The sequence below is a fragment of the Leifsonia sp. RCC_180 genome, from assembly GCF_058138205.1.
The window spans coordinates 2,962,129-2,985,944 of record NZ_CP200340.1 but is presented as its reverse complement, the minus strand read 5'-3'; the positions used below and the strand labels follow the sequence as shown (position 1 = coordinate 2,985,944).

Annotated in this window: 27 protein-coding genes; 8 read left to right on the top strand and 19 right to left on the bottom strand. The window is 70.2% G+C overall.

The window, feature by feature from the left end; genetic code table 11:
- Positions 1 to 11 precede the first annotated feature (11 nt).
- Together AB7E03_RS14720 and AB7E03_RS14715 are read right to left on the bottom strand one after the other, a co-directional pair.
- On the bottom strand, positions 12 to 887 hold the full coding sequence (locus AB7E03_RS14720) for a class I SAM-dependent methyltransferase (RefSeq protein WP_489942088.1): 876 nt from the start codon (positions 885 to 887) through the stop codon (positions 12 to 14).
- Between the two features lie 38 nt (positions 888 to 925).
- Positions 926 to 1,894 (bottom strand): DMT family transporter, encoded by a 969-nt coding sequence (locus tag AB7E03_RS14715; RefSeq protein ID WP_489942087.1) that lies wholly within the window; start codon positions 1,892 to 1,894, stop codon positions 926 to 928.
- A 68-nt stretch (positions 1,895 to 1,962) separates the two neighbouring features.
- Between AB7E03_RS14715 and AB7E03_RS14710 the strand changes: the two genes are divergently transcribed.
- Positions 1,963 to 2,517 (top strand): CGNR zinc finger domain-containing protein, encoded by a 555-nt coding sequence (locus tag AB7E03_RS14710; RefSeq protein WP_489942086.1) that lies wholly within the window; start codon positions 1,963 to 1,965, stop codon positions 2,515 to 2,517.
- A gap of 13 nt (positions 2,518 to 2,530) precedes the next feature.
- Here the strand turns inward: AB7E03_RS14710 and AB7E03_RS14705 are convergent, their stop codons facing one another.
- From AB7E03_RS14705 to AB7E03_RS14695, 3 genes are read right to left on the bottom strand one after another with little or no spacing between them, the layout of a single operon-like run.
- The gene (locus AB7E03_RS14705; protein ID WP_489942085.1) at positions 2,531 to 3,850 is read right to left on the bottom strand and encodes an NtaA/DmoA family FMN-dependent monooxygenase; all 1,320 of its coding nucleotides are present in this window, start codon (positions 3,848 to 3,850) and stop codon (positions 2,531 to 2,533) included.
- A 9-nt stretch (positions 3,851 to 3,859) separates the two neighbouring features.
- Positions 3,860 to 5,206: an O-acetylhomoserine aminocarboxypropyltransferase/cysteine synthase family protein gene (locus tag AB7E03_RS14700; RefSeq protein WP_489942084.1), complete on the bottom strand. Its 1,347-nt coding sequence runs from the start codon at positions 5,204 to 5,206 to the stop codon at positions 3,860 to 3,862.
- A 51-nt stretch (positions 5,207 to 5,257) separates the two neighbouring features.
- On the bottom strand, positions 5,258 to 5,950 hold the full coding sequence (locus AB7E03_RS14695; protein ID WP_489942083.1) for a DUF1345 domain-containing protein: 693 nt from the start codon (positions 5,948 to 5,950) through the stop codon (positions 5,258 to 5,260).
- A gap of 130 nt (positions 5,951 to 6,080) precedes the next feature.
- Between AB7E03_RS14695 and AB7E03_RS14690 the strand changes: the two genes are divergently transcribed.
- Both AB7E03_RS14690 and AB7E03_RS14685 read left to right on the top strand, forming a co-directional pair.
- On the top strand, positions 6,081 to 7,973 hold the full coding sequence (locus AB7E03_RS14690; protein WP_489942922.1) for an FAD-binding monooxygenase: 1,893 nt from the start codon (positions 6,081 to 6,083) through the stop codon (positions 7,971 to 7,973).
- A gap of 42 nt (positions 7,974 to 8,015) precedes the next feature.
- The gene (locus AB7E03_RS14685; RefSeq protein WP_489942082.1) at positions 8,016 to 8,939 is read left to right on the top strand and encodes an MBL fold metallo-hydrolase; all 924 of its coding nucleotides are present in this window, start codon (positions 8,016 to 8,018) and stop codon (positions 8,937 to 8,939) included.
- On the opposite strand, the gene AB7E03_RS14680 is transcribed toward AB7E03_RS14685, so the two are convergent.
- The 3 genes from AB7E03_RS14680 to AB7E03_RS14670 form a co-directional block, all read right to left on the bottom strand.
- Complete coding sequence (locus AB7E03_RS14680; protein WP_489942081.1) at positions 8,936 to 9,733, bottom strand: hypothetical protein; 798 nt, start codon at positions 9,731 to 9,733, stop codon at positions 8,936 to 8,938. The two genes, AB7E03_RS14685 and AB7E03_RS14680, sit on opposite strands and share 4 nt — an antisense overlap.
- Positions 9,730 to 10,398, bottom strand: a complete 669-nt coding sequence (locus AB7E03_RS14675) for an IclR family transcriptional regulator (RefSeq protein ID WP_489942921.1) — start codon at positions 10,396 to 10,398, stop codon at positions 9,730 to 9,732. The genes AB7E03_RS14680 and AB7E03_RS14675 overlap by 4 nt, the downstream gene beginning before the upstream one ends.
- 98 nt (positions 10,399 to 10,496) lie before the next feature.
- Complete coding sequence (locus AB7E03_RS14670; RefSeq protein ID WP_489942080.1) at positions 10,497 to 11,327, bottom strand: helix-turn-helix domain-containing protein; 831 nt, start codon at positions 11,325 to 11,327, stop codon at positions 10,497 to 10,499.
- 134 nt (positions 11,328 to 11,461) lie between these two features.
- Here AB7E03_RS14670 and AB7E03_RS14665 point away from each other — a divergent pair, with 134 nt between their 5' ends.
- Positions 11,462 to 12,202, top strand: coding sequence for an SDR family oxidoreductase (locus AB7E03_RS14665; protein ID WP_489942079.1), 741 nt, complete (start codon positions 11,462 to 11,464; stop codon positions 12,200 to 12,202).
- 31 nt (positions 12,203 to 12,233) lie between these two features.
- Here the strand turns inward: AB7E03_RS14665 and AB7E03_RS14660 are convergent, their stop codons facing one another.
- Positions 12,234 to 12,704 carry a hypothetical protein gene (locus AB7E03_RS14660; RefSeq protein WP_489942078.1) on the bottom strand — a complete coding sequence of 157 codons (471 nt, stop codon included), beginning with the start codon at positions 12,702 to 12,704 and terminating at the stop codon, positions 12,234 to 12,236.
- Between the two features lie 224 nt (positions 12,705 to 12,928).
- Here AB7E03_RS14660 and AB7E03_RS14655 point away from each other — a divergent pair, with 224 nt between their 5' ends.
- Together AB7E03_RS14655 and AB7E03_RS14650 are read left to right on the top strand one after the other, a co-directional pair.
- Positions 12,929 to 13,981, top strand: a complete 1,053-nt coding sequence (locus AB7E03_RS14655) for a glycoside hydrolase family 6 protein (RefSeq protein ID WP_489942077.1) — start codon at positions 12,929 to 12,931, stop codon at positions 13,979 to 13,981.
- Positions 13,978 to 14,415, top strand: coding sequence for a hypothetical protein (locus AB7E03_RS14650; RefSeq protein ID WP_489942076.1), 438 nt, complete (start codon positions 13,978 to 13,980; stop codon positions 14,413 to 14,415). The genes AB7E03_RS14655 and AB7E03_RS14650 overlap by 4 nt, the downstream gene beginning before the upstream one ends.
- Here the strand turns inward: AB7E03_RS14650 and AB7E03_RS14645 are convergent.
- The 7 genes from AB7E03_RS14645 to AB7E03_RS14615 form a co-directional block, all read right to left on the bottom strand.
- Positions 14,412 to 15,290, bottom strand: coding sequence for an alpha/beta fold hydrolase (locus AB7E03_RS14645; RefSeq protein WP_489942075.1), 879 nt, complete (start codon positions 15,288 to 15,290; stop codon positions 14,412 to 14,414). The two genes, AB7E03_RS14650 and AB7E03_RS14645, sit on opposite strands and share 4 nt — an antisense overlap.
- 41 nt (positions 15,291 to 15,331) lie before the next feature.
- The gene (locus AB7E03_RS14640) at positions 15,332 to 15,964 is read right to left on the bottom strand and encodes an HAD-IA family hydrolase (protein ID WP_489942074.1); all 633 of its coding nucleotides are present in this window, start codon (positions 15,962 to 15,964) and stop codon (positions 15,332 to 15,334) included.
- 101 nt (positions 15,965 to 16,065) lie between these two features.
- On the bottom strand, positions 16,066 to 17,196 hold the full coding sequence (locus AB7E03_RS14635) for an NAD(P)/FAD-dependent oxidoreductase (protein ID WP_489942073.1): 1,131 nt from the start codon (positions 17,194 to 17,196) through the stop codon (positions 16,066 to 16,068).
- Between the two features lie 5 nt (positions 17,197 to 17,201).
- On the bottom strand, positions 17,202 to 18,206 hold the full coding sequence (locus AB7E03_RS14630) for a Gfo/Idh/MocA family protein (protein ID WP_489942072.1): 1,005 nt from the start codon (positions 18,204 to 18,206) through the stop codon (positions 17,202 to 17,204).
- Positions 18,203 to 18,973 (bottom strand): amino acid ABC transporter ATP-binding protein, encoded by a 771-nt coding sequence (locus AB7E03_RS14625; protein ID WP_489942071.1) that lies wholly within the window; start codon positions 18,971 to 18,973, stop codon positions 18,203 to 18,205. The genes AB7E03_RS14630 and AB7E03_RS14625 overlap by 4 nt, the downstream gene beginning before the upstream one ends.
- On the bottom strand, positions 18,970 to 19,758 hold the full coding sequence (locus AB7E03_RS14620; RefSeq protein WP_441783148.1) for an amino acid ABC transporter permease: 789 nt from the start codon (positions 19,756 to 19,758) through the stop codon (positions 18,970 to 18,972). The genes AB7E03_RS14625 and AB7E03_RS14620 overlap by 4 nt, the downstream gene beginning before the upstream one ends.
- Before the next feature lie 26 nt (positions 19,759 to 19,784).
- Positions 19,785 to 20,651, bottom strand: coding sequence for an ABC transporter substrate-binding protein (locus AB7E03_RS14615; RefSeq protein WP_441784004.1), 867 nt, complete (start codon positions 20,649 to 20,651; stop codon positions 19,785 to 19,787).
- A gap of 185 nt (positions 20,652 to 20,836) precedes the next feature.
- Here AB7E03_RS14615 and AB7E03_RS14610 point away from each other — a divergent pair, with 185 nt between their 5' ends.
- Positions 20,837 to 21,946: a LacI family DNA-binding transcriptional regulator gene (locus AB7E03_RS14610; RefSeq protein ID WP_489942070.1), complete on the top strand. Its 1,110-nt coding sequence runs from the start codon at positions 20,837 to 20,839 to the stop codon at positions 21,944 to 21,946.
- Here AB7E03_RS14610 and AB7E03_RS14605 read toward each other — a convergent pair.
- Positions 21,943 to 22,158, bottom strand: a complete 216-nt coding sequence (locus AB7E03_RS14605; protein ID WP_441783146.1) for a hypothetical protein — start codon at positions 22,156 to 22,158, stop codon at positions 21,943 to 21,945. The genes AB7E03_RS14610 and AB7E03_RS14605 overlap by 4 nt on opposite strands.
- 86 nt (positions 22,159 to 22,244) lie before the next feature.
- On the opposite strand from AB7E03_RS14605, the gene AB7E03_RS14600 reads away from it, so the two are divergent.
- Positions 22,245 to 23,195, top strand: a complete 951-nt coding sequence (locus tag AB7E03_RS14600; RefSeq protein ID WP_489942069.1) for a GlxA family transcriptional regulator — start codon at positions 22,245 to 22,247, stop codon at positions 23,193 to 23,195.
- On the opposite strand, the gene AB7E03_RS14595 is transcribed toward AB7E03_RS14600, so the two are convergent.
- Positions 23,168 to 23,437, bottom strand: a complete 270-nt coding sequence (locus AB7E03_RS14595; protein ID WP_489942068.1) for a hypothetical protein — start codon at positions 23,435 to 23,437, stop codon at positions 23,168 to 23,170. The genes AB7E03_RS14600 and AB7E03_RS14595 overlap by 28 nt on opposite strands.
- Before the next feature lie 152 nt (positions 23,438 to 23,589).
- Positions 23,590 to 23,763: a CsbD family protein gene (locus AB7E03_RS14590; RefSeq protein ID WP_489942067.1), complete on the bottom strand. Its 174-nt coding sequence runs from the start codon at positions 23,761 to 23,763 to the stop codon at positions 23,590 to 23,592.
- Positions 23,764 to 23,816 lie beyond the last annotated feature (53 nt).

Here is a 23,816-nt window from a genome sequence, read left to right as displayed (position 1 = left end):
CAGCCGGGAGCTCATGCCGGTTTCGACGCCCGCAGGGTGTAGCTCAGCGGCGCCACACCGTCGAGGGCCACGAGGGCGAACTCGCCGTCGGGCCGAGCGACCATCTGTCCGGGCAGCGCCTCCCACGGCACACTGTCGTGCTCCACGAGCAGGTCGATGCGCAGGCCCGCAGTGATGAGGGCGGTCACGATTTCGCCGAGCGAGTGGTTCCACTCGTACGTGCGGGTGGCGGTGATCGGTCGCTGGGTCTCCACGTACGTGGTGTCCGAGTCCCACTCCAGAGGCTCCGGCCGCTCGAAGTAGGGGAACCGCAGGTGCAGGTCGTCGTCGAGCCGCTCATCCATCGACCAGAGGATGGGATGGCCCTCCCGCAGGAACAGCGAGCCGCCCGGCCCGACCAGGTCGGCGACGACGGCGGCCCACGGCTGGATGCGCGGCAGCCAGCACAGCGCGCCGACGCCCGTGTAGACGAGGTCGAACGAGCCGGGAGTCAGCACCTCGGTGGCGTCGTAGACGTCGGAGACGACGAAGTCCACGTCGTCCCCGGTATCGGCGACGAGCCTGCGTGCCTCCTCGATCGAGACGGACGAGAAATCGAGACCCGTGACCTGCGCACCGAGCCGGGCAAGCGAGAGGGTGTCCGTGCCGATATGGCACTGCAGGTGGACCACCCGGAGGCCCTCGATCGAACCGAGCCGCGGCAGATCGAAGCGGACGACACCGGAGATCGCCTCGCGGTCGTCGATGTAGTGCGACACCTGGTAGCCGTGCGGGCCGCGGTCGGCGTGCGCCGACGCCCGGTCGTCCCAGTTGGCCCGGTTCGCCTGTGCGTATTCGGACATGCCGTGCTCGAATATGCCGTGCTCGAGTCTGCTGTGCTCGGACATGCTGCCGCCTTCCGCCCGGCGGCGCCGAGCCTGCCAGCCTAGCGCAGCGTTCGCTCGCGCTGGCGGGCGTGCGGCTCGGCCGCAGCTCCTCCTGCAGGGTCGCCGCGGTCGGCGCGCACGAGCGCGATCCCGCCCAGGATGAGCACACCTCCGAACAACTGCAGCAGGGTGAGGCGTTCGCCGAGCAGCAGCCAGGCGTACAGGGTCGCGGCCACCACCTCCAGCAGTCCGGTGAAGGACGCCAGCCGCGAACCGAGGAGCTCCGTCGCGGTGATGCTGGCGGCGTAGGCGATGGCGGTGGCGAACACCCCGACGATCGCGAGGGGCACCCACCAGGCCGTGTCCTGCCCGAAGAGCGGCACGTCCGCGAAGCTGACCGTGACCGGCAGCAGCCCCGTCGCCCCTACCGCGGCGAGCGCGACGGCACCGATCAGCAGCCCGCCGGACGCCAGCGCCACGGGTGGAAGCCCGTCGCTCGGCCGGGCGGCGATGACGTAGAAGGCGGCGCAGCCGACCATCGCGATCACCGCCAGAATCAGGCCGAGCGGATCGAGACCGCCGGACCCGTCCGGCGAGACGACGAGGACGAGTCCCCCGACGGCGACGACCGACCCGATCAGCACGACCGCGCGCGGCGCCTTCCTGCTGAGCGCCCAGGCCACGACGACCAGGAGCACCGGGGCGAGGTACTCGACGAGGATGCCGGTGCTGACGGGAATGCGCTGGATCGCCGCGAAGTACAGCACCTGCGTGCCGGCCACCCCGACCAGCGCCATCCCGAGCAGACGCCAGCGACCGCGCCAGACCGCGGCCCAGCGTCCGCGTACGGCGACGAGGGCGAACGGAAGCAGCACGAGGCCGCCGATCAGGGCGCGCGCGGTGACCGCGGCGACCGGTGACCATCCACTCTCCAGCAGCGGCTTGATGAAGGCTCCGGACATCCCGAAGGTCGCGGCAGCGACCACCGCGATGAGAAGCCCGACGGAAGTCGGGTGCCGGTGCGTCATGGGGTCACCTGTCAGGGTTGAGAGGGATGATGGTCCTGACGTTACTGTGCCCCTAGTAAGGAGTCAACTTGCATTTTGCCCCTGACACAGTGGATGCGCTGGAGTTCGCCGTCACTCTCTGCGACACCGACCCAGGCGCGACCCGGAGCGGCCAGGACGAACTGATCACGACGGAACAGCTCGCGGCGCTGCTCACGGCGAGCCGCTACTCGGGTCGCGTCGACGGCGACGATGCCGAACTGCGAGACGTGCGCGCAACCCGCGAACGCTTGCGGCTCACCTGGGCGCTCGACCGGGACGCGGCCGCTCTGGAGGTGAATGCGATGCTCGCCGAAGCCCGCGCCCTCCCCTACCTGATGCGGCACGACGGATTCGACTGGCACCTCCACGCGACTGCCCAGGATGCCCCGCTCGGCGAGCGAATCCGCGTGGAGGTCGCGCTCGCCCTCGCCGACGTCATCCGCTCGGACCAGACGGAGCGCCTGCGCGTCTGCGCCGCCGACGACTGCACCGGCCTGGTCTTGGACCTGTCCCGTAACGGCTCGAAGCGCTTCTGCAGCGTCCGCTGCGGGAACCGGGTGAACATGATCGCGTTCCGGGCGCGGCAGGAGCAGGCCGGGTAGGGCTGCCGCGTCCTCAGAAGTCGGACAGGTTGCCCCGGATGCCGCCGTTCCCGAACTCGGTGCGCAGGATTCCGCGACGCCGCAGCACCGGGACGAGCTCGTCGAGGTAGCGGTGCAGCGTCACCGGGTGCAGGTCGCCGGAGAAGATGAAGCCGTCGTTGTCGGCCTCCTCCCCCAGTTGCTCGATGAAGTCCGCGATCTGCTCGGCCGTGCCGACAAAACCCGCGCGGTCTGCGATCCGGCCCTTCACCACCTTCGGTGCGACCAGCTCACGCAACGTGACACCCCCGCGGACACCCTGCTTGCCGAAAAGCCCCTTGATGCTGCCCTGCGACACGTGCTCGCCGAAGACGGAGACGTCGAACGGCTCATCGAGCGAGAACGTCGTCAGGTCCGTCTCCAGGTCGCTCGACTGCCCGGCCAGCTCCCGGTACAGCTCCTCGTCGGTGGGATGCTTGGACGCCTCCACGACGCGGCGCGCCTCCTCGTCACTGGACACCACCTCCGGCTTGAAGACGAACAGCACCTTGATCGAGTCCGGGTTGCGGCCTGCGGCGATGGCCGCCTCGCGCACCTTCGCCCGGTAGTCCCGGATGCTCTGCGCATCCAGCGGGGCGAGCGCCAGCTGCACGTCGGAGTGCGTGCCGGCGAAGGCGATGCCCCGCGGCGAACCGCCCGGGGAGACGATGGCGGGGTCGCCGTCGGTGAACGGCACAGCGTTGAGCGGACCGGCGAGCCGGAAGTACTCGCCCTCGTGCTCGAACGGACGGATCCGGGAGCCGTCGGCGAAGTGCCGGGTCGCGGCGTCCTCGATGAGGGCGTCGTCATCCCAGCTGTGCCACAGGCGGCGGATGACGGTGAGCCACTCCTCCGCGCGATCGTAGGCGGCGTCATGCGACAGCTGCGGCAGCCCGAGGTGCCGGGCGCTTCCCACATCCGTGACAACGTTCACTCCGAACCGGTGCCCGCTCAGGTGATGGAGGCTGGCGAACTGGCGCGCGGCGACGTACGGAGGGTAGGCGCCCGCGTTGATGGTCGGCGCTATGCCGATGTGGCGAGTGGCATCCAGGAGGTACGGCGAGAGGATGAGCGGGTCGTGCTTCGGTCCGCCGTACGCCTCGCGCACGCGGAGGTCGAGCGTGTCGGGGAAGCCGAGGGAGAGTGCGTCCTCGATGATGACGAGGTCGAGGCCGGCATGCTCGAGTTCGCGGGCCGACTGCTGGTACAGGTCGGGTCGCTTCCAGTCGTAGCCCCACTCCCAGTACGGGCGACCCCACCCCTGCGGGCCGAAGCCGCGGCTGAAGAACCAGCCGAAATGCTGAAGACGTGCCATGGAGTCCTCCTACCGTCCCGCGCCGACGATCACGGGAGCCGTCACGTCCGGCACCACCGCATCCGGCACCGTGACCTCCGCCGCCCCGACTGCCGCGATCCCCCGGGCGAGGTCGGCGATCAGGTCGTCCGCGTCCTCGAGCCCGATCGAGAGGCGGAGCAGCCCGCCGCCGATCCCTGTCTCCTCCCGCACTTCGGCCGGCAGGTGCGCGTGCGTCGTCGAGGCGGGGTGAAGGATGAGCGAGCGCACATCGCCGACGTGCGTCATGCGGCTGAACAGTTCGACCGCGTCGTAGAAGCGCTCGGCTGCGGCGGCACCGCCGGCGAGCCGGAAGCCGAGCACAGCACCCTGCCCGCGGGGAAGGTAGCGCTGCGCGAGCGCGTGCGAGGGATGGGACTCCAGCCCCGCATAGTCGACGCGCGTGACCTCGGGCTGGGTCTCCAGCCAGCGCGCCACCGCGAGAGCCGTGTCGGACTGCCGCTGCACCCGCAGCGACAGCGTCTCCACGCCCTGCTGGATGAGGAACGCGTTCATCGGCGACAGCACCGGCCCGAACAGGGACGCCACCACCGAGCGCGAGAAGGCCGTGTAGGCCCCAGCCCCGTGCACCTGCACATAGCTCGCGCCGTCCAGCCACTCGTCCGGCCCGGTCAGGTGGGCGAACGGCGAGGTGGACCAGTCGTAGCTGCCCTGGTCGACGACCACACCGCCCAGCGTGGACCCGTGGCCGCCGAGGTACTTGCTCGCCGAGTGCACGACGATGTCGGCGCCGTGGTCGCCTGGACGGAGCAGGTACGGGGTCGCGAGGGTGTTGTCGACGACGAAGGGGATGCCGCGTTCATGGGCGACGTCCGTGACGCCGGCGATGTCGAGGATGTCGGTCCCCGGGTTGGCGATCGACTCGCCGAACAGGACGCGGGTGTTCGGGCGGATGCGACGGCGCCATTCCGCCAGGTCGGCGGGGTCGTCGACGAACTCGAGCTGGATGCCCAGCCGGCGCAGCCCGTTCTCGAACAGCCCGCGCGTGCCCGAATAGACGTTCTGGGCGGAGAGGATGTGGTCGCCCGCCTGCACGAGACCGAGCAGCGCGACCGTCAGGGCGGCCTGCCCGCTGCCGACGGCGATCGCCTCGCGGCCCCCTTCGAGCGCTGCCACGCGGCGCTCCAGGGCGGCGGTCGTCGGGTTGCCCGAGCGGCTGTAGGTGTAGCCGGCCTCGTCTCCGCCGAAGCGTCCCTCCGCCTGGGCGAAGCTGTCGAACTCGAAACCCGCGGTCAGGTAGATGGGGGTGACCCGGGCGCCGTGAGCGGCATCGCGGGCCTCTCCCGCGTGCACCTGGGCTGTGCTGAACTCCGACATTCCCCTATGGTGCGGCACCGTTCCCGTCCAGAAGCCTTCTATTGCGGAAAGCTACGCCGCACCGGTCAGCGTGTTGAGCGCGAGCACGATGATGGCGCCGTTGTAGAAGAAGCTGAGGATGGAGTGCTTGCTCACCGACCAACGCAGCGTCGGCGACAGGATCTGGGCGTCGGAGGTCGCGAACGAGGTGCCCACCGTGAAGGCGAAGTACACGAAGTCACTGAGGCGCGGGGTCGCGCCCCCAGGAAACTCCACCACCGGCTGTTGCGCCCGGCAGTGGCGCCGAAAGTAGAACTGTGCGTAGCCCCAGTTCAGCATGAGCCACGAAAGCAGCATTGCGAAGGTTCCCACGACGTCGGTGAAGACGTCACGGTGGACGTCGTCGTACACGACGATGACCTGGATGGCGCCGGCGATCCCGCACACGCTGGCGATGACGGTCGATGCGGCGCCGACGAACTGGGCCAGCCAGCTCACGTACACTCTCGGCGGCTGCTGTGGTGAGTGTGTGCGGGGCCGGCGCGCGATCCGGTTGACGGCGACGGAGACCGCGATCACGTAGAGGAGCGCGAATCCACACCAGTCCGCCAGCAGCTCAACCGTCTTCTGCTCGTCCGCGTCGATGAGTAGGGCCACGCCGAGCATGACAAGAAACACTTGGACCAGCAGATTGGCGCTGAGGGCCACGTGCAGGAGCAGACGACCCGCCGTGCGACGGATACCTAGCGAGGTGATGACGGCCATAACTCTCAGAGACTCGGTGGGTCGCGGATCATGACGCGGGCGCACTGGAATGTCCGATCAGCTACGATGGAGAGCGATATGCGAACGTAGTGTTCGCATAATGAACGACCCACAACGAAGTGAGGACCCCGTGCAGTTCCACCACCACGGCTACGTCTCCGGCGATCCGCGCATCCACGAGCCCGCCGGCGCCGGGATCGACCGCGCCGCCGAGCTGCCCGACGAAGTCGATGTGCTCATCGTCGGCACCGGCCCGGCCGGCATGATCGCCGCAGCGCAACTGGCGCAGTTCCCCAACGTCGTCACGCGCATCGTCGAGCGGCGGCCCGGCCGGCTCGCGATCGGACAGGCGGACGGCATCCAGGCCCGCAGCGTCGAGACGTTCCAGGCGTTCGGCTTCGCCGAGCGGATCATCGCCGAGGCGTACCGCATCACCGAGATGGCGTTCTGGAAGCCGGATGCCGCCGACCCCTCCCGCATCGTCCGCACCGGCCGCCCGGTCGACGACCCGACCGGGGTCAGCGAGTTCCCGCACCTCATCGTCAACCAGGCGCGCGTGCTCGACTACTTCGCCGAAGTCATGGCGAACTCGCCGTCACGGATGACGCCCGACTACGGCTACGAATTCGTGGGGCTCGAGGTCGGCGAGGGCGAGCATCCCGTCGCCGTCACCCTCCGGCGGACCGCCGGCCCTGATGAAGGCGCCGCGCGGGTCGTGCGCGCCAAGTACGTAGTCGGCGCCGACGGCGCCCGCAGCAAGGTCCGCGAGGCGATCGGCTGCCACCTCGCCGGCGACCAGGCCAACCACGCCTGGGGGGTCATGGATGCGCTCGCCGTCACGGACTTCCCCGACATCCGCACGAAGTGCTCGATCCAGTCGGAGGCGGGCAACATCCTGCTGATCCCGCGCGAAGGCGGGTACCTGTTCCGGATGTACGTGGACCTCGGCGAGGTCTCACCGGAGGACAAGGGCGCCGTCCGGCAGACCACGATCGAGCAGATCATCGAGCGCGCGAACGCCATCCTGCACCCGTACACGCTCGACGTGCGCAACGTCGCCTGGCACAGCGTCTACGAGGTCGGCCACCGCCTCACCGACCGCTTCGACGACGTCCTGCCGCACGAACTGGGGATGCGCACGCCGCGCGTCTTCATCACCGGCGACGCCTGCCACACGCACAGCGCCAAGGCGGGCCAGGGCATGAACGTCTCGATGCAGGACGGCTTCAACATCGGGTGGAAGCTCGGCCATGTGCTGGACGGCCGCTCGCCCGAGTCGCTGCTGGCGACCTACTCGGCCGAACGGCAGGTCGTCGCCAAGAACCTCATCGACTTCGACAAGGAGTGGTCGACGCTGATGGCGAAGAAGCCGGAGGAGTTCGACAGCCCGTCGGAGCTGGAGGACTTCTACGTCCGCACCGCCGAGTTCCCCGCCGGCTTCATGACGCAATACTCCCCGTCGCTCATCGTCGGCGAGGCTGCGCATCAGGAACTCGCCACCGGTTTCCCGATCGGAAAGCGCTTCAAGTCGGCGCCCGTCGCGCGGGTCTGCGACGGCAACCCCGTGCAGCTAGGGCACCATGCCCGGGCCGACGGCCGGTGGCGCCTCTACGTCTTCGCCGACGGCGCGGCCGCGGGTCAGCCGTCGGCTGTAGCGGACCTCGCCCAGTGGATGTCGACCTCCCCCGAGTCTCCGCTGGCAGCGACCCCGACCGGCGGCGATCCCGACGCGTGGTTCGACGTGAAGGCGATCTACCAGCAGGACCACGCCTCCGTCGACCTCGGCGCCGTGCCCGAACTGTTCCTGCCGCGGGTGGGCCCGTTCGGACTGATCGACTACGAGAAGGTCTACGCCTCCGACCCGGCCGGCGACATCTTCGCGGCGCGCGGCATCGACCGCGACGGCGCGATCGTCGTGGTACGACCCGACCAGTACGTGTCGGCAGTGCTGCCGCTGACCGCGACGGACGAGCTCGCCGCGTTCTTCGCTCCGATCCTGAGTACGCGAACACTGGCCGGCTGACCCGCTCGCGCGGCTCGGCTGCTGGCGGTTTAGCCTGTGGGCGTGGGCCTCTTCGAGACAATCGCCGACGGCGTGCACGCGGTGCGCATCCCGATGCCCGGTGGCGGCCTGCCGTACAGCCTGGCGTACCTGGTGGAGGATGACGGCGGGCGGCTACTGGTCGTGGACCCGGGCTCGCCGACCGACGAGGCCACCGGAAGACTCCTGAATGCGGTGGATGCGCTCGGCCGCACGCCCCGCGACGTCGCTTCGATCGTGGTGACGCACCTCCACGCCGACCATGCGGGCGGGGCGGCCGCCCTACGTGGGGCGACCGGTGCGCCCGTGCTGATGCACGCGCGCGAGGCGCAGGCCCTCGAGACGATCGCGCACGGCCTGCCGTCGCCGGATCTGGACGCGTGGGGCGTTCCGGCCGACCGGCGGGCGGAACTCAGTGTGGTGGCGTCTGCACCGATCGGTCCGGCCATCCCACAGCCGGATGCCGTGCTGGCCGACGGCCAACTTCTCGACGTGCCCGGTCGCCGCATCCGCGTGCTGTGGACGCCCGGCCACACGCCCGGCCACCTCTGCCTGCACGACGAGGACGCAGGCCTCGTCTTCACGGGCGACCATGTACTGCCGACCATCAATTCCGGCCTCGGTCTCGGCGGACCATCGGCGACGAATCCGATCGAGGACTACCTCGCCGGACTGGAGCGGATCAGCGCGCTCGACGGCCGGGCCCTTCCCGGGCATGAGCAGCCGTTCGACGGCCTCGCCGAGCGCTGCGCGACTCTGCGCGAACACCACCTGCGGCGAGCGCGCGAGGTCGCCGCGCATCCCGGTGGCACCGTGTGGGAGATCGCGAGCGGCCTGACCTGGACCGGCGGCTGGGATGCGCTGGCCGGCTTCACCCTGCTCTCGGCGCTGTCGCAGACCGCGCTGCACCGCGATTTCGTCGCGCGCGGAGGCCTCCGCTCCGGTTAGGGCCGACCAGGCACCTCGAGAGCCAGCACTGCCTGCACGACGGGCGCATGGCGACGGGTCATGTCGTCCGACCAGGCACCGAGCAGGTGAAGGGTCGCCATCCGGAAGACCAGAGCCCGCACGAGGAGTTGCCTCCAGTCCGGGATGTCGTGGTCGGAAGCGAGACGATCGAGCGGGTAGCCGTGCCAGCACACTGCATCGGCGACGGCGATGGCGCTCGCGTAGGCCGGTGGACGCCAGTAGGGCGCCCAGTCGATGACAACGGGCGGTCGGTCGTCGGCGAACAGGACGTTGCCGAGCACGTCGCCGTGGATGAGCTGGTCGGGCAGGTGCACCGGGCGGTACGCCGCGCGCAGACGGTCGAGGAGCGCATCCCGCGGCGCCTCCTCCTCACCCCAGGCGATTCGGTCGGCGCGGGCCCACGGGTGGTCTCGGCGCTCCAGGAAGTCGGGCTTCGGAACGTGAGCCATCGCCTGGTGGAACGCCTCTCCGGCACGCACCACGTCATCCACTCGCGACGGATCCGCTGTCCCTGGGACCCACCGCTGGGCGTGCCAGCCGTCCCGCGTCCACGATCCCCGGTCGTCGCGCAACGGCTCCGGGACGGCGAACTGGGCCGAGCGCTCCAGCCGGCTGAGGACATCGGAGGCCCACTCCGTCTCGCCGAGCTCCTCGGCCGGGCGGAGGACCACCGACCCGGCCCGCCAGGTGACGCCGCGTCCACCGGCGAGCCGCTCGATCGGCACCCCACCCGCGAATGCCGCCACGACCTCGCCGGAAGGCTGAACCGTCACCGCAGCTCGCCCTCAATGGCCGCGGCCGCCTGGCGCAGGCGCGCGCCGATCGCCTCCGCATCCACGTCGTTCGTGACGTAGACGACGGCGAGCGCGGCGACAGGCTGCCCGGCAGCCTGCACTGGGACGGCGATGGACGCGAGCCCCGCGATGACCTCGTCGTGGCTGGTCGCGTATCCGCGTTCGCGCGCAGCCGCCGCCTCGTCGCGCGGATGCTCCCCGGGGAGCGCCCGCCACTGCGCCTCGGTCAGCGCGGTCTGGATCGCGATCCCCGGCGCGCCCGATGCGAGAGGGTGCCGGGTGCCCGGACGCTGGGCCACCGTTGCGTGCGCATGCGACGGCTCCACCGTCACGAGCGTCACCACGTCGTGCCGGTCGAGCACGGCGAGGAACGCCGTCATGCTCAACTCGTTGGCGAGGGCGGTGAGCTGCGGCAGCGCAGCCGACTGCAGGTCGCGCGACACCGCCCGGGCGAGCGTCGCCATCCGCGGGCCGAGTTCCACGGCCCCGGCCGCATCCCGCACGACGAGCCCGTGATCCTCCAGGGTGCGCAGGATGCGGTAGGCGATCGAGCGGTGGAGGGCCAGCCGGGAGGCGATCACCGGGATGGTCAGCGGTTCGCCAGCGTCGGCCAGCAGCTCCAGCATCCGGATGCCCCGCGACAGCGTCTGCAGCGGGGGCGTCTGGGCGGCGGTGGGCTGCGCGGCGGTGGGGTCTGCGTCGTCGGTCGGGGGCACGTGTTCGATTATAGAAACATCGCGGCTCAACCGACTTCGGGCGCTCGGGCGGCCCAGGTCGCGAGCAGCCGAAGCTTCTCGGCGGCGTCGCTGTTCTCGTGGGGGTAGTAGATCACCAGGATGACGTCGTCCACGGGCAGCTTTTCTCGATACAGGTCGAGCGTCCCGACGACCGGATGAGAAATGGTGGCCCTTCCGCCGTCGAGCGCCCGCACGTCGTGACGTGCCCAGAGTGTGCGGAACCGGGCGCTGGCGATCGACAGTTCGCCGATCAGCTCCACCGCGCGCGGGTCGCTCGCGTCCGCACCGAACGTCTGCCGCGCCGCAGCGACGAACGAGACCACTGCGGCCTCCCAGTCGGCCTGGAACTCGCGCTCTTCCGGATCGAGCAGCAGCGACCGCAACCGGTTCTCTCCCGGCACGAGGCGGGGCGAGAACGCGACTGCGAGCGAATTCGCTGCGAGCACGTCGAAGTATCTGCTCTCGATGAAGGCGGGCACGTCGAGAGCCGCGAGCAGATGGTGGAGTCGCGCCGGCACGCCATCGCTGCGCGGACTACGCCGAACGCGGGGGCGAGGTCCGGCGAGGCTGAACAGGTAGGCCGCTTCGACCTCATCCAGGTGCAGCACGCGCGCGAGGGCCTCGAGCACCTGCAGGGACGGATTGTCGTCCCGCCCGCGTTCGAGCCTCAGGTAGTAGTCGACGCTGATTCCCGCGAGGAGCGCGACCTCCTCGCGCCGCAGCCCGGGAACCCGGCGGTGTGGACCGTTCGGGAGACCCACCCGCTCCGGGGAGACCAGCCCGCGTCTGGCCCGCAGGTACTCCCCGAGCGCGTTCGGCCGAGCCGCATCATCCATGCATTCGACGATACCGAGCGCTCCGTCGATGTGAGGGGGTCCTGTCACTCCCCGGATCATCGGGGAACTGCCTGACCCGCGCAGGTGGCGCGAGCATTGCAGCGACCCGTCATCGAACGGGAGGAAGAGGAACCATGGAGCTGAACAATCGCACCGTACTGATCGTCGGAGGCACCTCCGGAATCGGGCTCGGCCTGGCACGGCGTTTCGCCGCCGCGGGAAGCACCGTCATCGTCGGCGGACGCGACGCGAGCACGGTCGACGACCTCGAAACGGTCACGATCGATGTCACCGACGCCGACTCGGTGGCCCGGGCTCGGGATGTCGTGCTCGGCGCCCATCCGGACCTGGACGTGGTCGTCACCATGTCGGGCGTCATGCTGATGGAAGACCTCCGCGACCCGGCGCACGCCGAGGCTGCGGAGACGACCATCGCCGTCAACCTGCTCGGCACGATCCGGACTGTCGACGCCTTCACGCCGCACCTGGTCGCTCGTGGCGGGGCGGAGATCATCACCGTCACCTCGGGGATCGGATTCCTGCCGTTCCCGCTGATGCCGACGTACGGAGCCTCCAAGGCGGGCGTCCACGCCTACACGGAGGCGCTCCGAGCGCAGCTCGCCGGCACCGGGGTCACCGTCACCGAGCTCATCCCACCGGCTGTCGCGACGGCGGGTCAGGAGAAGGTGAACCCTGCCGCCCTTCCGCTCGACGCTTTCCTCGACGAGGTCGTCGACCTCCTCAGCCAGGATCCGACGCCGAACGAGATCGTGGTCCAGGCCGCCCGGCGCCTCCGCTGGGCGGAACGGGACGGAACCTACGCGGAACTCCTGGAGGCCCGGTCGCAGGCGCTCAACACGCTCCCCGGTCGGTGATGGCCGCGGGCGGACCTGCCTCCGGCGGCGCTTAGGCCGAGACCGACGCCCGCGTGTTGACCACATCCACGCGCGCGTCGATGAACGAGTGCACGCTCTCGTGGATGTGGTACTGCGTGTGCGACAGGCGGTCGCCGCGGCTGCGGAGGAGCGCACGTGCAGCGGTCCGACGGGCACGGATGCGGCCCAGGGCGATCCCGACCGCGATCACGACCGCGAGAGCCACACCGGCCCCCGCACCGTCGACCGCGGCACTCCACGACGGCGCGACCGTCAGGAGCGCGACGGCCCACGCGGCGGCCGTGACCGCGAGGAGCGAGCCGCCGGTCCACAGCGCGGTCCGCGCGAGGCGGAGCGGTCGGGCCGCCAGCGTTGCGCGGGCCTCTGCGGCTTCCCGCTCGTGCTGGCGGCGGCGCTCCTTGGCCCAGTGCAGGTCGCGCTCATGGCGCCGCGCGAGCAGCTGGGCCTTGTCGTGGGCAGGGTTGTAGGAAGTGGTGTGCACGATACGTCCTTTTGCGCGTTCGGGTTCTCCCGCGGGCCGGGTTTCGGGTCGGCGTCGCGAGGCTCAAGACAGTAACTCGGGTGTGACATCCGCGAGCATAGCCAGAAAGAACGGTCTGTGGGTCGTTTGGAGGACACGGATCTGTACCCCAATCCGGGCGACATGGATGCCGTCCACCGTGCGCTGTTAGGGTGTGCTTTCCGAACGAGTCCGGAGGGGGACGGATGCGCAGACCGGTCGTACTCACCGTCGCCGTCGTGGCGGCCGTGCTGCTGGCCGCCGGCGTCGCGCTCGCGTTCGCCGTGCCAGGCTCGACGCCCGCGCGGACGGCTCCGGGCGGAACCACCGCGACCGACGGTCCGGCCGCGACCTCCACGCCGACCACCGGCCCCCAGGCGCCGGCGTTCGCCTCCACGCGCCTCTACCTCGACCCGAACACCGAGGCCGCTGCTGCCGAGAAGCGCCTCAGCGCCGACGGCGACCCTGCAGCCGCGTCGTTCGCCGGCCGTATCGCCGAGGTGCCGACGGCGGTCTGGCTCGGCGAATGGTTCCAGGGCGCCCGGTTGACGACCGAACTCCGCAATGACATCGCCGACGCGAAGGCGCAGAAGGCGACGCCCGTGTTCGTCGCGTACGCCATCCCGAATCGCGACTGCGGCGGGTACTCAAAGGGCGGTCTGGCGGCCGATCAGTACGTGCCCTGGATCCAGAGCATGGCATCCACCCTGAAGGGCAGCCACGCCGTCGTGCTGCTGGAGCCGGACTCGCTCGCCATGCTGTCCGACCCGAAATGCGCCGGCTCGGCCGAGGTCCGGTTGCCGCTGCTGCGGTCGTCGGTGCGCATCCTCGAATCCGCCGGGGTGGCCACGTATCTCGACGGCGGCAATGGCCGCTGGCTGTCCGCTGCGGACCAAGCCGCGTGGCTGAAGCAGGCAGGGGTGCAGGATGCGCACGGCTTCTTCACGAACGTGTCGAACTTCGACACGACCCAGAACGAGCGCGACTACGCCGGGCGCCTCTCCTCGAAGGTCGGCTGGAAGCACTACGTGATCGACATCTCCCGCAACGGAAAGGGCTGGACGGGCGACTGGTGCAATCCGCCCGGTGCAGCGCTGGGTCAGGACCCGCGCGTGACCGAGAACGCCGACGGCAAGCTGGATGCGCTGCTCTGGGTCAAGCACCCCGGCGTCAGCGACGGAAGCTGCAACGGCGGGCCGGCCGCCGGCGTGTGGTGGCAGGCGGGCGCTGAGGCGCTCGTGCGCGGGAGGGCGGAGTGAGCTCGGACGCGTGCGGCCGGCTGGCGGAGGCTTGCGCGCGCCTCGCCGCCGACGACACCACCTCGACGAGCCGGTTCCTTCGCGAACTCGGGCACGAGGTGGCAGGGGTCCGGCGTGGGCCGCTGTGGTTCCTCGACGCCGGTCGCGGTGGCGCGAACCGCATCCGCGGCCGCGGCTTCCGTGACCACGTCGATGACGGGACCGAGGGCCAGGCGCGCCATTTCGCCGGAATCGTCGCCGTGGCCGCACGGGTCGGCCCTAGCCCGACCCGCTGGCTGTCCATCCACGTCGGCCGGGATGCGCCTGATACGGCAGATGGTCGCCTGACCGATCACGCCATCGACTTCGTCCGCCTGATCCGGTCGGGCGAGCTCCCGCTGAGCGAAACGGATGGGTGGATCCGCGAGACGATCTGCGGCGGCGATTCCGCCTAGCCGCGCGGTGGGAGGTGCGCTCCCCGGTGGATCTCGTACAGGCTCGCGTGGCCGGGCGAGTCCGGGTCGTCGACGATCGGCTGGTCGGCCATGAACAGCCGGATGATGTGGGCCAGTTCGCCCGGGTGGCTGAAGTTGATCGCATGCGCTGCGCCCTCGATCCGGACCAGCAACAAGTGATTGTCCGTTTGGGCGGCGATCTCCTGCACGCGGTCGGGGTGCGGCATCAGCGGGTCACGGTCGCCGAGCACCACCAGGGTCGGGATGTGCAGCTCGAGCAGCCGGTCCAGCGACGGGTACTGGGTGAGGGCGCCGAACATCTTGAACGTGCTCGGTACGCCGAAGCGGAGATAGTCCGGGGTCGCCACCCGCATCATGCGCGCCGGCTCGCGCCCGCCATCCCGGGTCAGCTGCCCGACGGCACGGCGGAGCGGCTGGTTGTACAGACCGCCCGCCGGGGAGACGAGGATCGCGCGGTCGAGCCGGTCCGGGTAGTGGTGGGCGAACTCCAGAATCACGGGACATCCCATCGAGTTGCCCACCAGGGTGACCTTCTCGATGCCGCGCTCGTCGAGGAAGCGCGCGGCGGCGTGCGCGAGGTCGGGGATGTCGAGACTGTTGGGAGCCTTGCCGCTTCGGCCGAAGCCGGGGAGGTCCGGCACGAGCGTGTGGAAATCTCCCGCGAGCCGCTCGGCGGTGGGCAGCAGATACCGGCCGGACAGGCCGAAACCGTGGACGTGCATCATCGCCGGGGCGTCCGGCGGGCTCGGCGACTCCCGGTAGAACACGTCGATGCCGTCGACCGTGGTCCATCGTTCCGCCAGGCTGGACGCCGGGTGCCGGGGAAGGCGCCGCGGCGCGCTTTTCGTGCCCATACGGCCGATGATCCTCGCCGGATACGCCCCGGCGCAATGCACTACGACGACAGCAGTGCGCGCATCCGCGTCCAGTCGAGGAGGCGGGTCAGGTCGGCGGTGGTCGCCGAGGTGTGCTGGCCGACGACGATGGCGCGCGCGCCGGACGCGACGGCTGCAGCGAGGCCGGCCTCGGCATCCTCGAAGACGACGCAATCCTCGATGGGCACGCCCAGCAAGGTCGCCGCGCGGAGGTACCCCTGCGGGTCCGGCTTGCCGCGCTCGACGTCCTCCGCCGCGACGACGACAGCCGGGACGGGGATGCCGGCGGCGCGCATCCGGGCGATCGCCAGCTCGCGCGGGGCGCTGGTGACGACGGCGACCGGTGCCCCGACGGCGACGAGCGCCTCCAGCATCGCGACCGCGCCCGGGATCTCGACGATCCCCTCGGTGCGGCCGACCTCCTCGGCAACCAACTGCCGCACGAGGTCGGCGCGTTCGCCCTGGCTCAATGTGGGGAGGAAGTGCGAGACCGTGTCGATCGCCTGACGTCCGTGCGCGTAGGCCAGCAACGCTGCGGGGTCGATGCCGTGCCGATTGCCGAAGGCGGTCCAGACGGATTCGACGACCGCCGTCGAGTCGACGAGCGTCCCATCCATGTCGAACAGGAACCCGGCCGCCTCGATCTCATCCACGCTCCGAGCTTAGGAGACGGGTCCGAGAGGAGACGGCCGGGAGGGCGGAGGGGGCCCCATCCCGCGGTGCCGGCCGAAGCCCGCGACCCCCTCCGCGACGTTCACACCAGTGCGGCGGAGAAGCGCGCGGGGCGGAACGTGTCGAGCAGCGGCGACTTCTCGCTGGTGAGGATCTCGCGGGCGAGCAGCTCGCCCGCGATGAGTCCGAGCGTGGCGCCGCTGTGCGTGAACGCGACGAAGTATCCGGCGAGCTGCTCCAGCTCGCCGAGGACCGGCTCGCCGTCTCCGGGGATCGGCTTGCCGCCGATGCCGAAGCCGTCGAACTCGAGCGCCGGGTTGCCGGCGAGCACGCGGGAGGCCTCCTCCAGCAGGCGGTCGACGATGCCGTCCGGCACGGTCACGGAGCCGTCGTCGCCGACGATGAGCGCCTCCTCCGACCACGCGGAGTCGAGCGCGAGGGCGCCGGATGGGGTCGGTCGCACGGCCACGTTCGGCGTATTCAGGACGGCCTTCAGCTCCGTCTCGACCGGCTTGGTCCACACGAGCAGCGCCGTCGGGCTGCCGTCCTCGATCTCGATGCCGTGCTCGGCGACCTGCGCAGGGACGCCCGGACCGGTAGCGAGCAGCACCGCGTCGGCGTCGAAATGGCGGCCGTCGGGGGTCACGGCTCCGACGGCGCGGCCGTCCTCGACCACGACCTCGACGTGGCCTGCGCCGGTGATCAGGCGCCCGCCGCGCGCGGTGAACTCGTCGGCGAGGAAGGCGATGAGCGACGGCAGGTCGACCCATCCCTCGCCCGGGTTGAAGATGGCGCCCTCGTCGGCGATCGCGGCCGGGTCGACGCCCGGCGTCCAGTCGGCGACGTCGGCCGCGGTGACCCACTGGGCGTCGTAGCCGATCGCGCGCTCGTGCTCCAGGACGGGCGCATACGAGTCGCCCTCGGGTGCCCAGGTCAGCCCGCCGTCGAATCGCAGGAACGCGGAGACGTCGGCGCGCGCCGCGAGCGTGCGGTAGCGGTCGATGCCGAGCTGACGCAGCGCGTGGTACTCCGGCGAGCGCAGCCCCGCGGTGTTCAGCCACGAGAGTGACCGCCCGCTCGCGCCGCTCGCGAGCTCGCCCTCGGTCAGCAGCGTCACGTCGGCCCCCGAGCGGACCAGCTGGACCGCCGTCGAGACGCCGAGGATGCCGCCGCCGATGACGACGACGCGGGAACGGATGGATGGCGTGGTCATGGTGCTCACTTTCGGTTCTGGGTGTGGATGGTGTCGATCAGTTCGAGGGCCGCGAGGCTGTCCCGCGGGTCGACCGGGAGAGCAGCCCCGTCCTGGAGGGATGCGGCCAGTCGCCGGTAGAACTCGGCGTAGTCGCCGGGGATGAGCGGCAGTTCGTCAGGGTGCGCGTCGGTCCCGACGCGGGCCGGTGCGATGGCGCGACCGAGCCGCGGGTCGCCGGGGCGCATCCCGCCGGCGAGCTGCCCCTCCTGCGGGTCGAGCCCCCAGGAGACGAAGCCCGAGCGCGAACCGAGCACGCGGAACCGCGGCCCGGCGATGGGCGCGACGGCGCTCATCCACAGGTGGCTGGTCGTCCCGGACTCGTGCTCGAGCACGGCGAACGCGTCGTCGTCCGCTCCCCCGCCGCGGCGGGTGCGCACCTCCGAGTGCACAACTCGGGCGGGTCCGAACATCAGGAGCGCCTGGTCGATGAGGTGGGCACCGAGGTCGAACAGGATGCCGCCGCCCTCGCCTGCGCCCGTGGTCGATTTCCAGGACTCGTCGGCCGACGGCTTCCACCACTCGAACCGCGACTCGAACCGGCGGACGTCGCCGAGCGCGCCGTCCTCGATCAGGCGGCGCAGGGTGAGGAAGTCGCCGTCCCAGCGCCGGTTCTGGAAGACCGTGAACGGGACGCCGGCGGCCTCCGCACGCTCGAGGAGCGCGCGGCCCGACGCCGCATCCGGCGCGAAGGGCTTGTCCACGACGGTGGCGAGGCCTGCATCGATGGATGCCGCGGCGTGCTCGACGTGCAGCGGAGTGGGCGAGGCTACGACGACCAGGTCGAGGCCGGGATGCGCGAGCAGCGCATCCACGTCGGGCACCGCCACCGCCTCCGGATGGTCCGCAGCCAGCCGGTCGGTCTGCGAGGTGACGACGGCGGCCAGTTCGAACGCGGGGTCCGCCGCGAGGAACGGCGCGTGGAAGACCCGGCCGGCGACGCCGTAACCGATGAGTCCGACGCGGATCACAGCACCTCCGAGAGGAAGCGCTGGAGGCGCGGGCTCTGCGGCCGGTCGAACAGGTCGTCCGGACGTCCGGCCTCGACGACGCGCCCCTCGTCCATGAAGACCACCTGGTCGGCGACCTTGCGGGCGAAGTTCATCTCGTGCGTGACGACGACCATGGTCATGCCCCGGCGGCCGAGGTCGGCCATCAGGTTGAGGACGCCCTTCACGAGCTCCGGGTCGAGCGCGCTGGTGACCTCGTCGAAGAGCATCACCTCGGGTTCCATGGCGAGCGCGCGGGCGATGGCCACGCGCTGCTGCTGACCGCCGGAGAGGTCGCGCGGGCGGTGGTCCATCCGCTCGCCGAGCCCGACCTCGATGAGGCGCTCCTCGGCGATGCGCTGGGCCTCGGCCTTCGACATCCGCTTCACCGAGCGCAGCGCGAGCGTGACGTTCTGCAGCGCGGTGTGGTCGGGAAACAGGTTGAAGTGCTGGAAGACCAGTCCGATCCGGCGGCGCAGCACATCCGGCTTCGTGCCGAGGATGCTACCGCCGTCGAGCAGCACGTCGCCGCTCTTCGGCTCGTGCAGCCGGTTGATGCCGCGGAGCATCGTCGACTTGCCCGACCCCGACGGGCCGATCACGCAGGTGGTCGTGCCGGGCGCCACCGAGACGGTGACGCCGCGGAGCACGTCGATGTCGCCGTAGGCCATGGTCAGGTCGACGAGGTCGAGGGCCGAGCCCCGGAACTCGGGCGTCTGCTGCGCGGGCAGCGGAGAGGTGTAGGTCATGTGTTGCTCCCGAGGGTGAGGGGCGCCGGCGGCTGGACCTCATCCAGCTCGTCCAGACCGCTCTTGGGCGGTGCCGGCTTACGGCGTCCGGTGCGGAACCGGTTGTCGAAGTAGTTGACGAGGTGCGTCAGCGGGACGGTGATGACGAGGTAGAAGAGCCCGGCCAGCACCAGCGGAGACAGGTTGCCGGTCAGCACGGCCGCATCCTGTCCGACCCGGAAGAGCTCGCGCTCGCCCACCAGCAGACCGAGGAAGTACACGAGGCTCGAGTCCTTCACGATGGCGATGAACTGGTTGACGAGAGCCGGGAGGACACGCCGGATGCCCTGCGGCACGACGACCAGCCGCATCGCCTTGGCGTAGCTGAGGCCGAGCGCGCGGCACGCCTCCAGCTGACCGCGGTCGACGCTCTGGATGCCGGCGCGGAAGATCTCGCCGATGTATGCGGCCGCGATGAGCGACAGCGCCAGGATGCCGAGCGGATACGGGGACGGCCCGAAGATCGACTGCGAGAACCGGGCGAAACCCTGTCCGATGAGCAGGATGGTGAGGATCGCCGGCAGGCCGCGGAACACGTCCGTGTAGATGCGGGCGGGGATGCGCAGCCAGCGGGACGTGGAGATCCCCATGACGGCGACCACCATGCCGAGCACGACGCCGATGATGGTCGCCGCGATCGAGATGATCAGCGTGTTGACGAGTCCGACTCCGAGGAGCTGCGGGAAGACCTGCAGCATCGACGGGATGTCGAAGAAGGTGTGGGTGATGGTGGTGAGCCAGTCCATGGGGATCTCCGTGAGTGCCCGCTCGTCTACTTGGACGGGGTGGGCGTCGAGGTCTGCTCAGCCTTCGGCAGGTACTGCTCGGGCATGGGCGAGCCCGGGAACCACTTCTGGTAGAGCTTCTTCCAGGTGCCGTCCTCCATCGCGTCGTGGAGGGCCTTGTCGAGGGCCTTCTTGAGGGCCGGGTTGCCCTTCGCGATGGCGAAGCCGGCGGGGGCGTCGAAGGACGGGATGTCTTCCGCATCCTTCAGCGACGGGTACTGCGAGACGTAGCTCTTGGCCGCCTCGTAGTCGAGGAAGTGCGCATCCACCGAGCCGCTGTTGATGGCGGAGACGGCGGCGTTGTTGTCGGGGAAGCGGACGAGGTTCGCCTTCGGGAAGTTCTTGACCGCGTAGGCCTCCTGCAGGGTGCCCTGCACAACGCCCAGGCGCTTGCCGGCGAGATCCTTCGCCGAGTCGATGCCGCTCGACTTGGTGGTGAGCACCGTCAGGTAGCCCGCCAGGTAGCCGTCGGAGAAGTCGACGGTCTTCTTGCGCTCGTCGGTGATGCCGATGGCGGCGACGCCGACGTCGAACTGGTGGTTCGCGACGGCGGAGAGGAGGCCGGAGAAGTCCTGCCCGGTGAAGACGGCCTTGCCGAGGTGGGCGCGCTTGGCCACGTCGGTGAAGAGCTCGACATCGAAGCCGGTGAAGTTTCCGCCGGCGTCGGTGAAGGTGTAGGGCTTGGCGTCGCCGAGGCTGGCGACGCGGACGGTGCCCGCCTCGATCAGCCCGTACGGGTTGTCCTTGGTGGTGGTGCCCGAGGCGCCGCCGGAGCTGCAGGCCGCGAGGACGAGGGCGGCCGAGGCCGCGGCGGCCAGCAGTGCGGCCGGCCGGAGGAGGGTGCGTCGTTTCACTGCGGGGTCCAATCGTCGAGGGATGGTGGACGAGAAACGGAACGTGCGATCCTCGTCGATCTCGGGGTTGCTGAGACCGGTCTCTGGCATTTACGCTGAGACCGGTCTCAGTTGGTTTTCTGGGACGCTATAACATCAATCCGGGGTTCGTCAACACGAGAGCCCGAATCAGGAAGGCGGCTCCGATGTCACCACGCCCCGCGTCTCGGCGCGCCGTAACGGTGGCCGACATCGCCCGCGCAGCCAAAGTCTCGAAGGCGACAGCCGCTCGCGCCCTCGGCGACTACGGGCAGGTCAGCGACGCGGTGCGATCCCGCGTTCTGGCCGCGGCGGAGGAGCTCAACTACCGGCCGAACGCGCTCGCCAAGTCGATGAACACGGGCCGCTCCAACACGATCGGCGTGGTCGTCGGCGACATCGAGAACCCGTTCTTCGCCCACGCCATGCGGGGCATCTCCGACGTGGCGAACGCGGCCGGCTACGACGTCATCCTCACGAACTCCGACGAGGACGTGGATGCGGAAGAAGCGGCCGTCGACGTCCTCCTCGACAAGCAAGTGGATGCGCTCATCGTCGCCCCCGCGTCCTCGGCTCGGGTGTCCCACCTCGCCGCGGTCGCCGACGCCGGCCGGCCACTCGTGCTCCTCGACCGCCGCGCCGACGGCCACTCCTACGATTCGGTCACCGTCGACAACCGGTCCGCAGCAGCCGCCGCCACCTCCGAGTTGCTGGCCGAAGGCCACCGGCGCATCGCCTTCATCTCGACGCACGACCATCCGGCGCCCGAATACACGTCCGGCGAGCGGATCACGATGTCGAGCGTCGCCGATCGCGTCGCCGGCGTGATTGAGACACTGGCTGCCGCGGGGATTCCGTCACCCGAGACGCACATCCGGCTGGACGCCCGCCGCCGCGGGGTGGATGTGGTCGCCCGCGAGCTGCTCGACGGCGACGAGCCGGTCACCGCGATCATCGCCTCCGACAGCCTGATCGCCATGACCGTCTTTCAGGTGATCCGGACGCTGGGCCTGCGCATTCCGGACGATGTCTCGCTGATCGCGTTCGACAACCCGGAGTGGACGGGCATCACTACACCCCCGCTGACGGTGGTTGAGCAGCCCATCTACGAGCTCGGGGCTGCGGCCGCTCGGCGCGCTCTGGCGCGCATTCGAGGTGAGCACGTCGACGACGAGGCCGTCGTGTTCGCGGCCGACCTCGTGCGGCGCGCCTCCGTCGCCGCTGCGCCCCGGCCCGCGCCGCTTCGCATCGCGGCCGCCTTCACGGAATCGGACTAGCGGCCGGTCTCGCGCGCCGACTGCGCTGCGCGCAGGTCGCCGAGTGCGCGATCCGTCTCCCGGTTGATCTGCCCGCCCCGGGCGAGGATCGCCGCGGGGAGCCAGTCACTGAGGACGAAGCGACGGCGGGCGACCGGCTCGCCGTTCTTCACGCGCGCCGGGTGCGAGACCCAGCTGTGTTCGATGCCCTGTGTCCACGTCGTGTTTGCCATGACCTCAACGTTACGGACGTAAAGATACCGCCACGAGATGGCATCAGGTCTATCTTCGCAAACATTCGGCCAGTACACTCGGCAGCATGATCCGATCCGTCGCGGTCCCCCTCATCGACGACTTCGCCATGTTCGAATTCGGCGTGGTCTGCGAAGTCTTCGGGCTCGACCGCAGCTATGCGGGGCTGGAGCCGTTCGACTTCCGCGTGTGCTCCATCCACTCAGGGGCGCCCATCACGAGCCCGGTCGGCGTCACGGTCACCGCCCCCTACGGACTCGAGGCGATGGACGACGCCGACCTGATCGCGGTCCCCGCGGCGACGGTGCGCGATGAGTACCCCGAGGAGTTCCTGGATGCGCTCCGCCGGGCCTACGCTCGCGGCGCCATCCTGCTCAGCGTCTGCTCCGGAGCGTTCGCGCTCGGAGCCGCCGGGCTGCTCGACGGCCGCGACTGCACCACCCACTGGCGCTACTCCGAGGCACTGCAGCGGCGGTTCCCGGAAGCGCGCGTCGACCCCGACGTGCTGTTCGTGGACGACGGCCGCATCATCACCAGCGCCGGCACCTCCGCCGGGATCGACGCCAGCCTCCACCTCGTCCGCCGCGAACTCGGCAGCGCCGTCGCAAACACCATCGCCCGCAACATGGTCGTTCCTCCCCAGCGCGACGGCGGCCAGCGCCAGTACATCGACAAGCCGGTCAGCGACTGCGAAGACGACGCCTTCAGCGAGCTGCTCGAGTACCTCACCGACCGCCTGGATGAGCCCCACACGGTCGGGATGCTGGCCGAACGCACCCACATGTCGACTCGCAGTTTCTCCCGCCGGTTCGTCGCCGAGACAGGCGTGTCGCCGATGCAGTGGCTGACCACCCAGCGCATCCTCCGCGCACGGCTGCTGCTGGAGACGACCGACCTTCCGATCGACGAGGTGGCTCGGCAGTGCGGTTTCGGCAGCGCCACGCTGCTCCGCCACCACTTCGACGCGGAGGTCGGCGTGCCGCCGACCCGCTACCGGGCAGCCTTCGCCCGCGCCTGACGGCCCGGCGCCAGGTCGTCACCGCGGTAGTGGCGCAGCAGCCTCCGGTTGCGCGCGACGATCTGCCCGCAGAGCGCCACCGTGACGAGCCCGCACACGACCACGCCCCAGGCACGCGGGTTCTCCCCCTGCGTCGGGATGGCGATGGCCACCGCGATGGTCGCGAGAAGCGCCAACGCGGCCAGGATGGCGCCGATGGCCGCCCTTCGCCACGCCTTCGCCCGATCCGACCGGTCTCCCATGACCGGAAGCTACTCCGAGCGCCGGGTGAACAAAAGCCGAATCTGAGGGAAACACAGGATGAACGGCCTGGCATGCCGAAGCCCCCACCCGAAATCCGCGCAGGGGCTTCGCGAAACGCGTCAGTTCGTGAAGACGTCAGCGCGCGAAGACATCAGTCCTTGAAGACGTCTTTGATCTTCTCGCCGGCCTGCTTCACATCGGCCTTGGCCTGGTCGCCCTTGCCCTCGGCCTCGAGTCGCTCGTCACCGGTGGCCTTGCCTGTGGCCTCCTTGGCGTTGCCTCCGAGCTTCTCGCCCGCGTTCTCGATCTTGTCGTCGAGTCCCATGAGGTCTCCTTTCGTCCTCCGATTCGCCTTCGACGCTCCCACCGCGCCGACAC

What these genes read in the sequence shown, in the direction of transcription:
- AB7E03_RS14605 (WP_441783146.1), bottom strand. Translation starts at nt 22,158, where the DNA reads ATGGCAAACACGACGTGGACACAGGGCATCGAACACAGCTGGGTCTCG.
- AB7E03_RS14620 (WP_441783148.1), bottom strand. Translation starts at nt 19,758, where the DNA reads ATGGACTGGCTCACCACCATCACCCACACCTTCTTCGACATCCCGTCG.
- AB7E03_RS14600 (WP_489942069.1), top strand. Translation starts at nt 22,245, where the DNA reads ATGATCCGATCCGTCGCGGTCCCCCTCATCGACGACTTCGCCATGTTC.
- AB7E03_RS14590 (WP_489942067.1), bottom strand. Translation starts at nt 23,763, where the DNA reads ATGGGACTCGACGACAAGATCGAGAACGCGGGCGAGAAGCTCGGAGGC.
- AB7E03_RS14610 (WP_489942070.1), top strand. Translation starts at nt 20,837, where the DNA reads ATGTCACCACGCCCCGCGTCTCGGCGCGCCGTAACGGTGGCCGACATC.
- AB7E03_RS14665 (WP_489942079.1), top strand. Translation starts at nt 11,462, where the DNA reads ATGGAGCTGAACAATCGCACCGTACTGATCGTCGGAGGCACCTCCGGA.
- AB7E03_RS14705 (WP_489942085.1), bottom strand. Translation starts at nt 3,850, where the DNA reads ATGGCACGTCTTCAGCATTTCGGCTGGTTCTTCAGCCGCGGCTTCGGC.
- AB7E03_RS14700 (WP_489942084.1), bottom strand. Translation starts at nt 5,206, where the DNA reads ATGTCGGAGTTCAGCACAGCCCAGGTGCACGCGGGAGAGGCCCGCGAT.
- AB7E03_RS14720 (WP_489942088.1), bottom strand. Translation starts at nt 887, where the DNA reads ATGTCCGAGCACAGCAGACTCGAGCACGGCATATTCGAGCACGGCATG.
- AB7E03_RS14625 (WP_489942071.1), bottom strand. Translation starts at nt 18,973, where the DNA reads ATGACCTACACCTCTCCGCTGCCCGCGCAGCAGACGCCCGAGTTCCGG.
- AB7E03_RS14695 (WP_489942083.1), bottom strand. Translation starts at nt 5,950, where the DNA reads ATGGCCGTCATCACCTCGCTAGGTATCCGTCGCACGGCGGGTCGTCTG.
- AB7E03_RS14645 (WP_489942075.1), bottom strand. Translation starts at nt 15,290, where the DNA reads ATGGGCACGAAAAGCGCGCCGCGGCGCCTTCCCCGGCACCCGGCGTCC.
- AB7E03_RS14635 (WP_489942073.1), bottom strand. Translation starts at nt 17,196, where the DNA reads ATGACCACGCCATCCATCCGTTCCCGCGTCGTCGTCATCGGCGGCGGC.
- AB7E03_RS14670 (WP_489942080.1), bottom strand. Translation starts at nt 11,327, where the DNA reads ATGGATGATGCGGCTCGGCCGAACGCGCTCGGGGAGTACCTGCGGGCC.
- AB7E03_RS14715 (WP_489942087.1), bottom strand. Translation starts at nt 1,894, where the DNA reads ATGACGCACCGGCACCCGACTTCCGTCGGGCTTCTCATCGCGGTGGTC.
- AB7E03_RS14655 (WP_489942077.1), top strand. Translation starts at nt 12,929, where the DNA reads ATGCGCAGACCGGTCGTACTCACCGTCGCCGTCGTGGCGGCCGTGCTG.
- AB7E03_RS14595 (WP_489942068.1), bottom strand. Translation starts at nt 23,437, where the DNA reads ATGGGAGACCGGTCGGATCGGGCGAAGGCGTGGCGAAGGGCGGCCATC.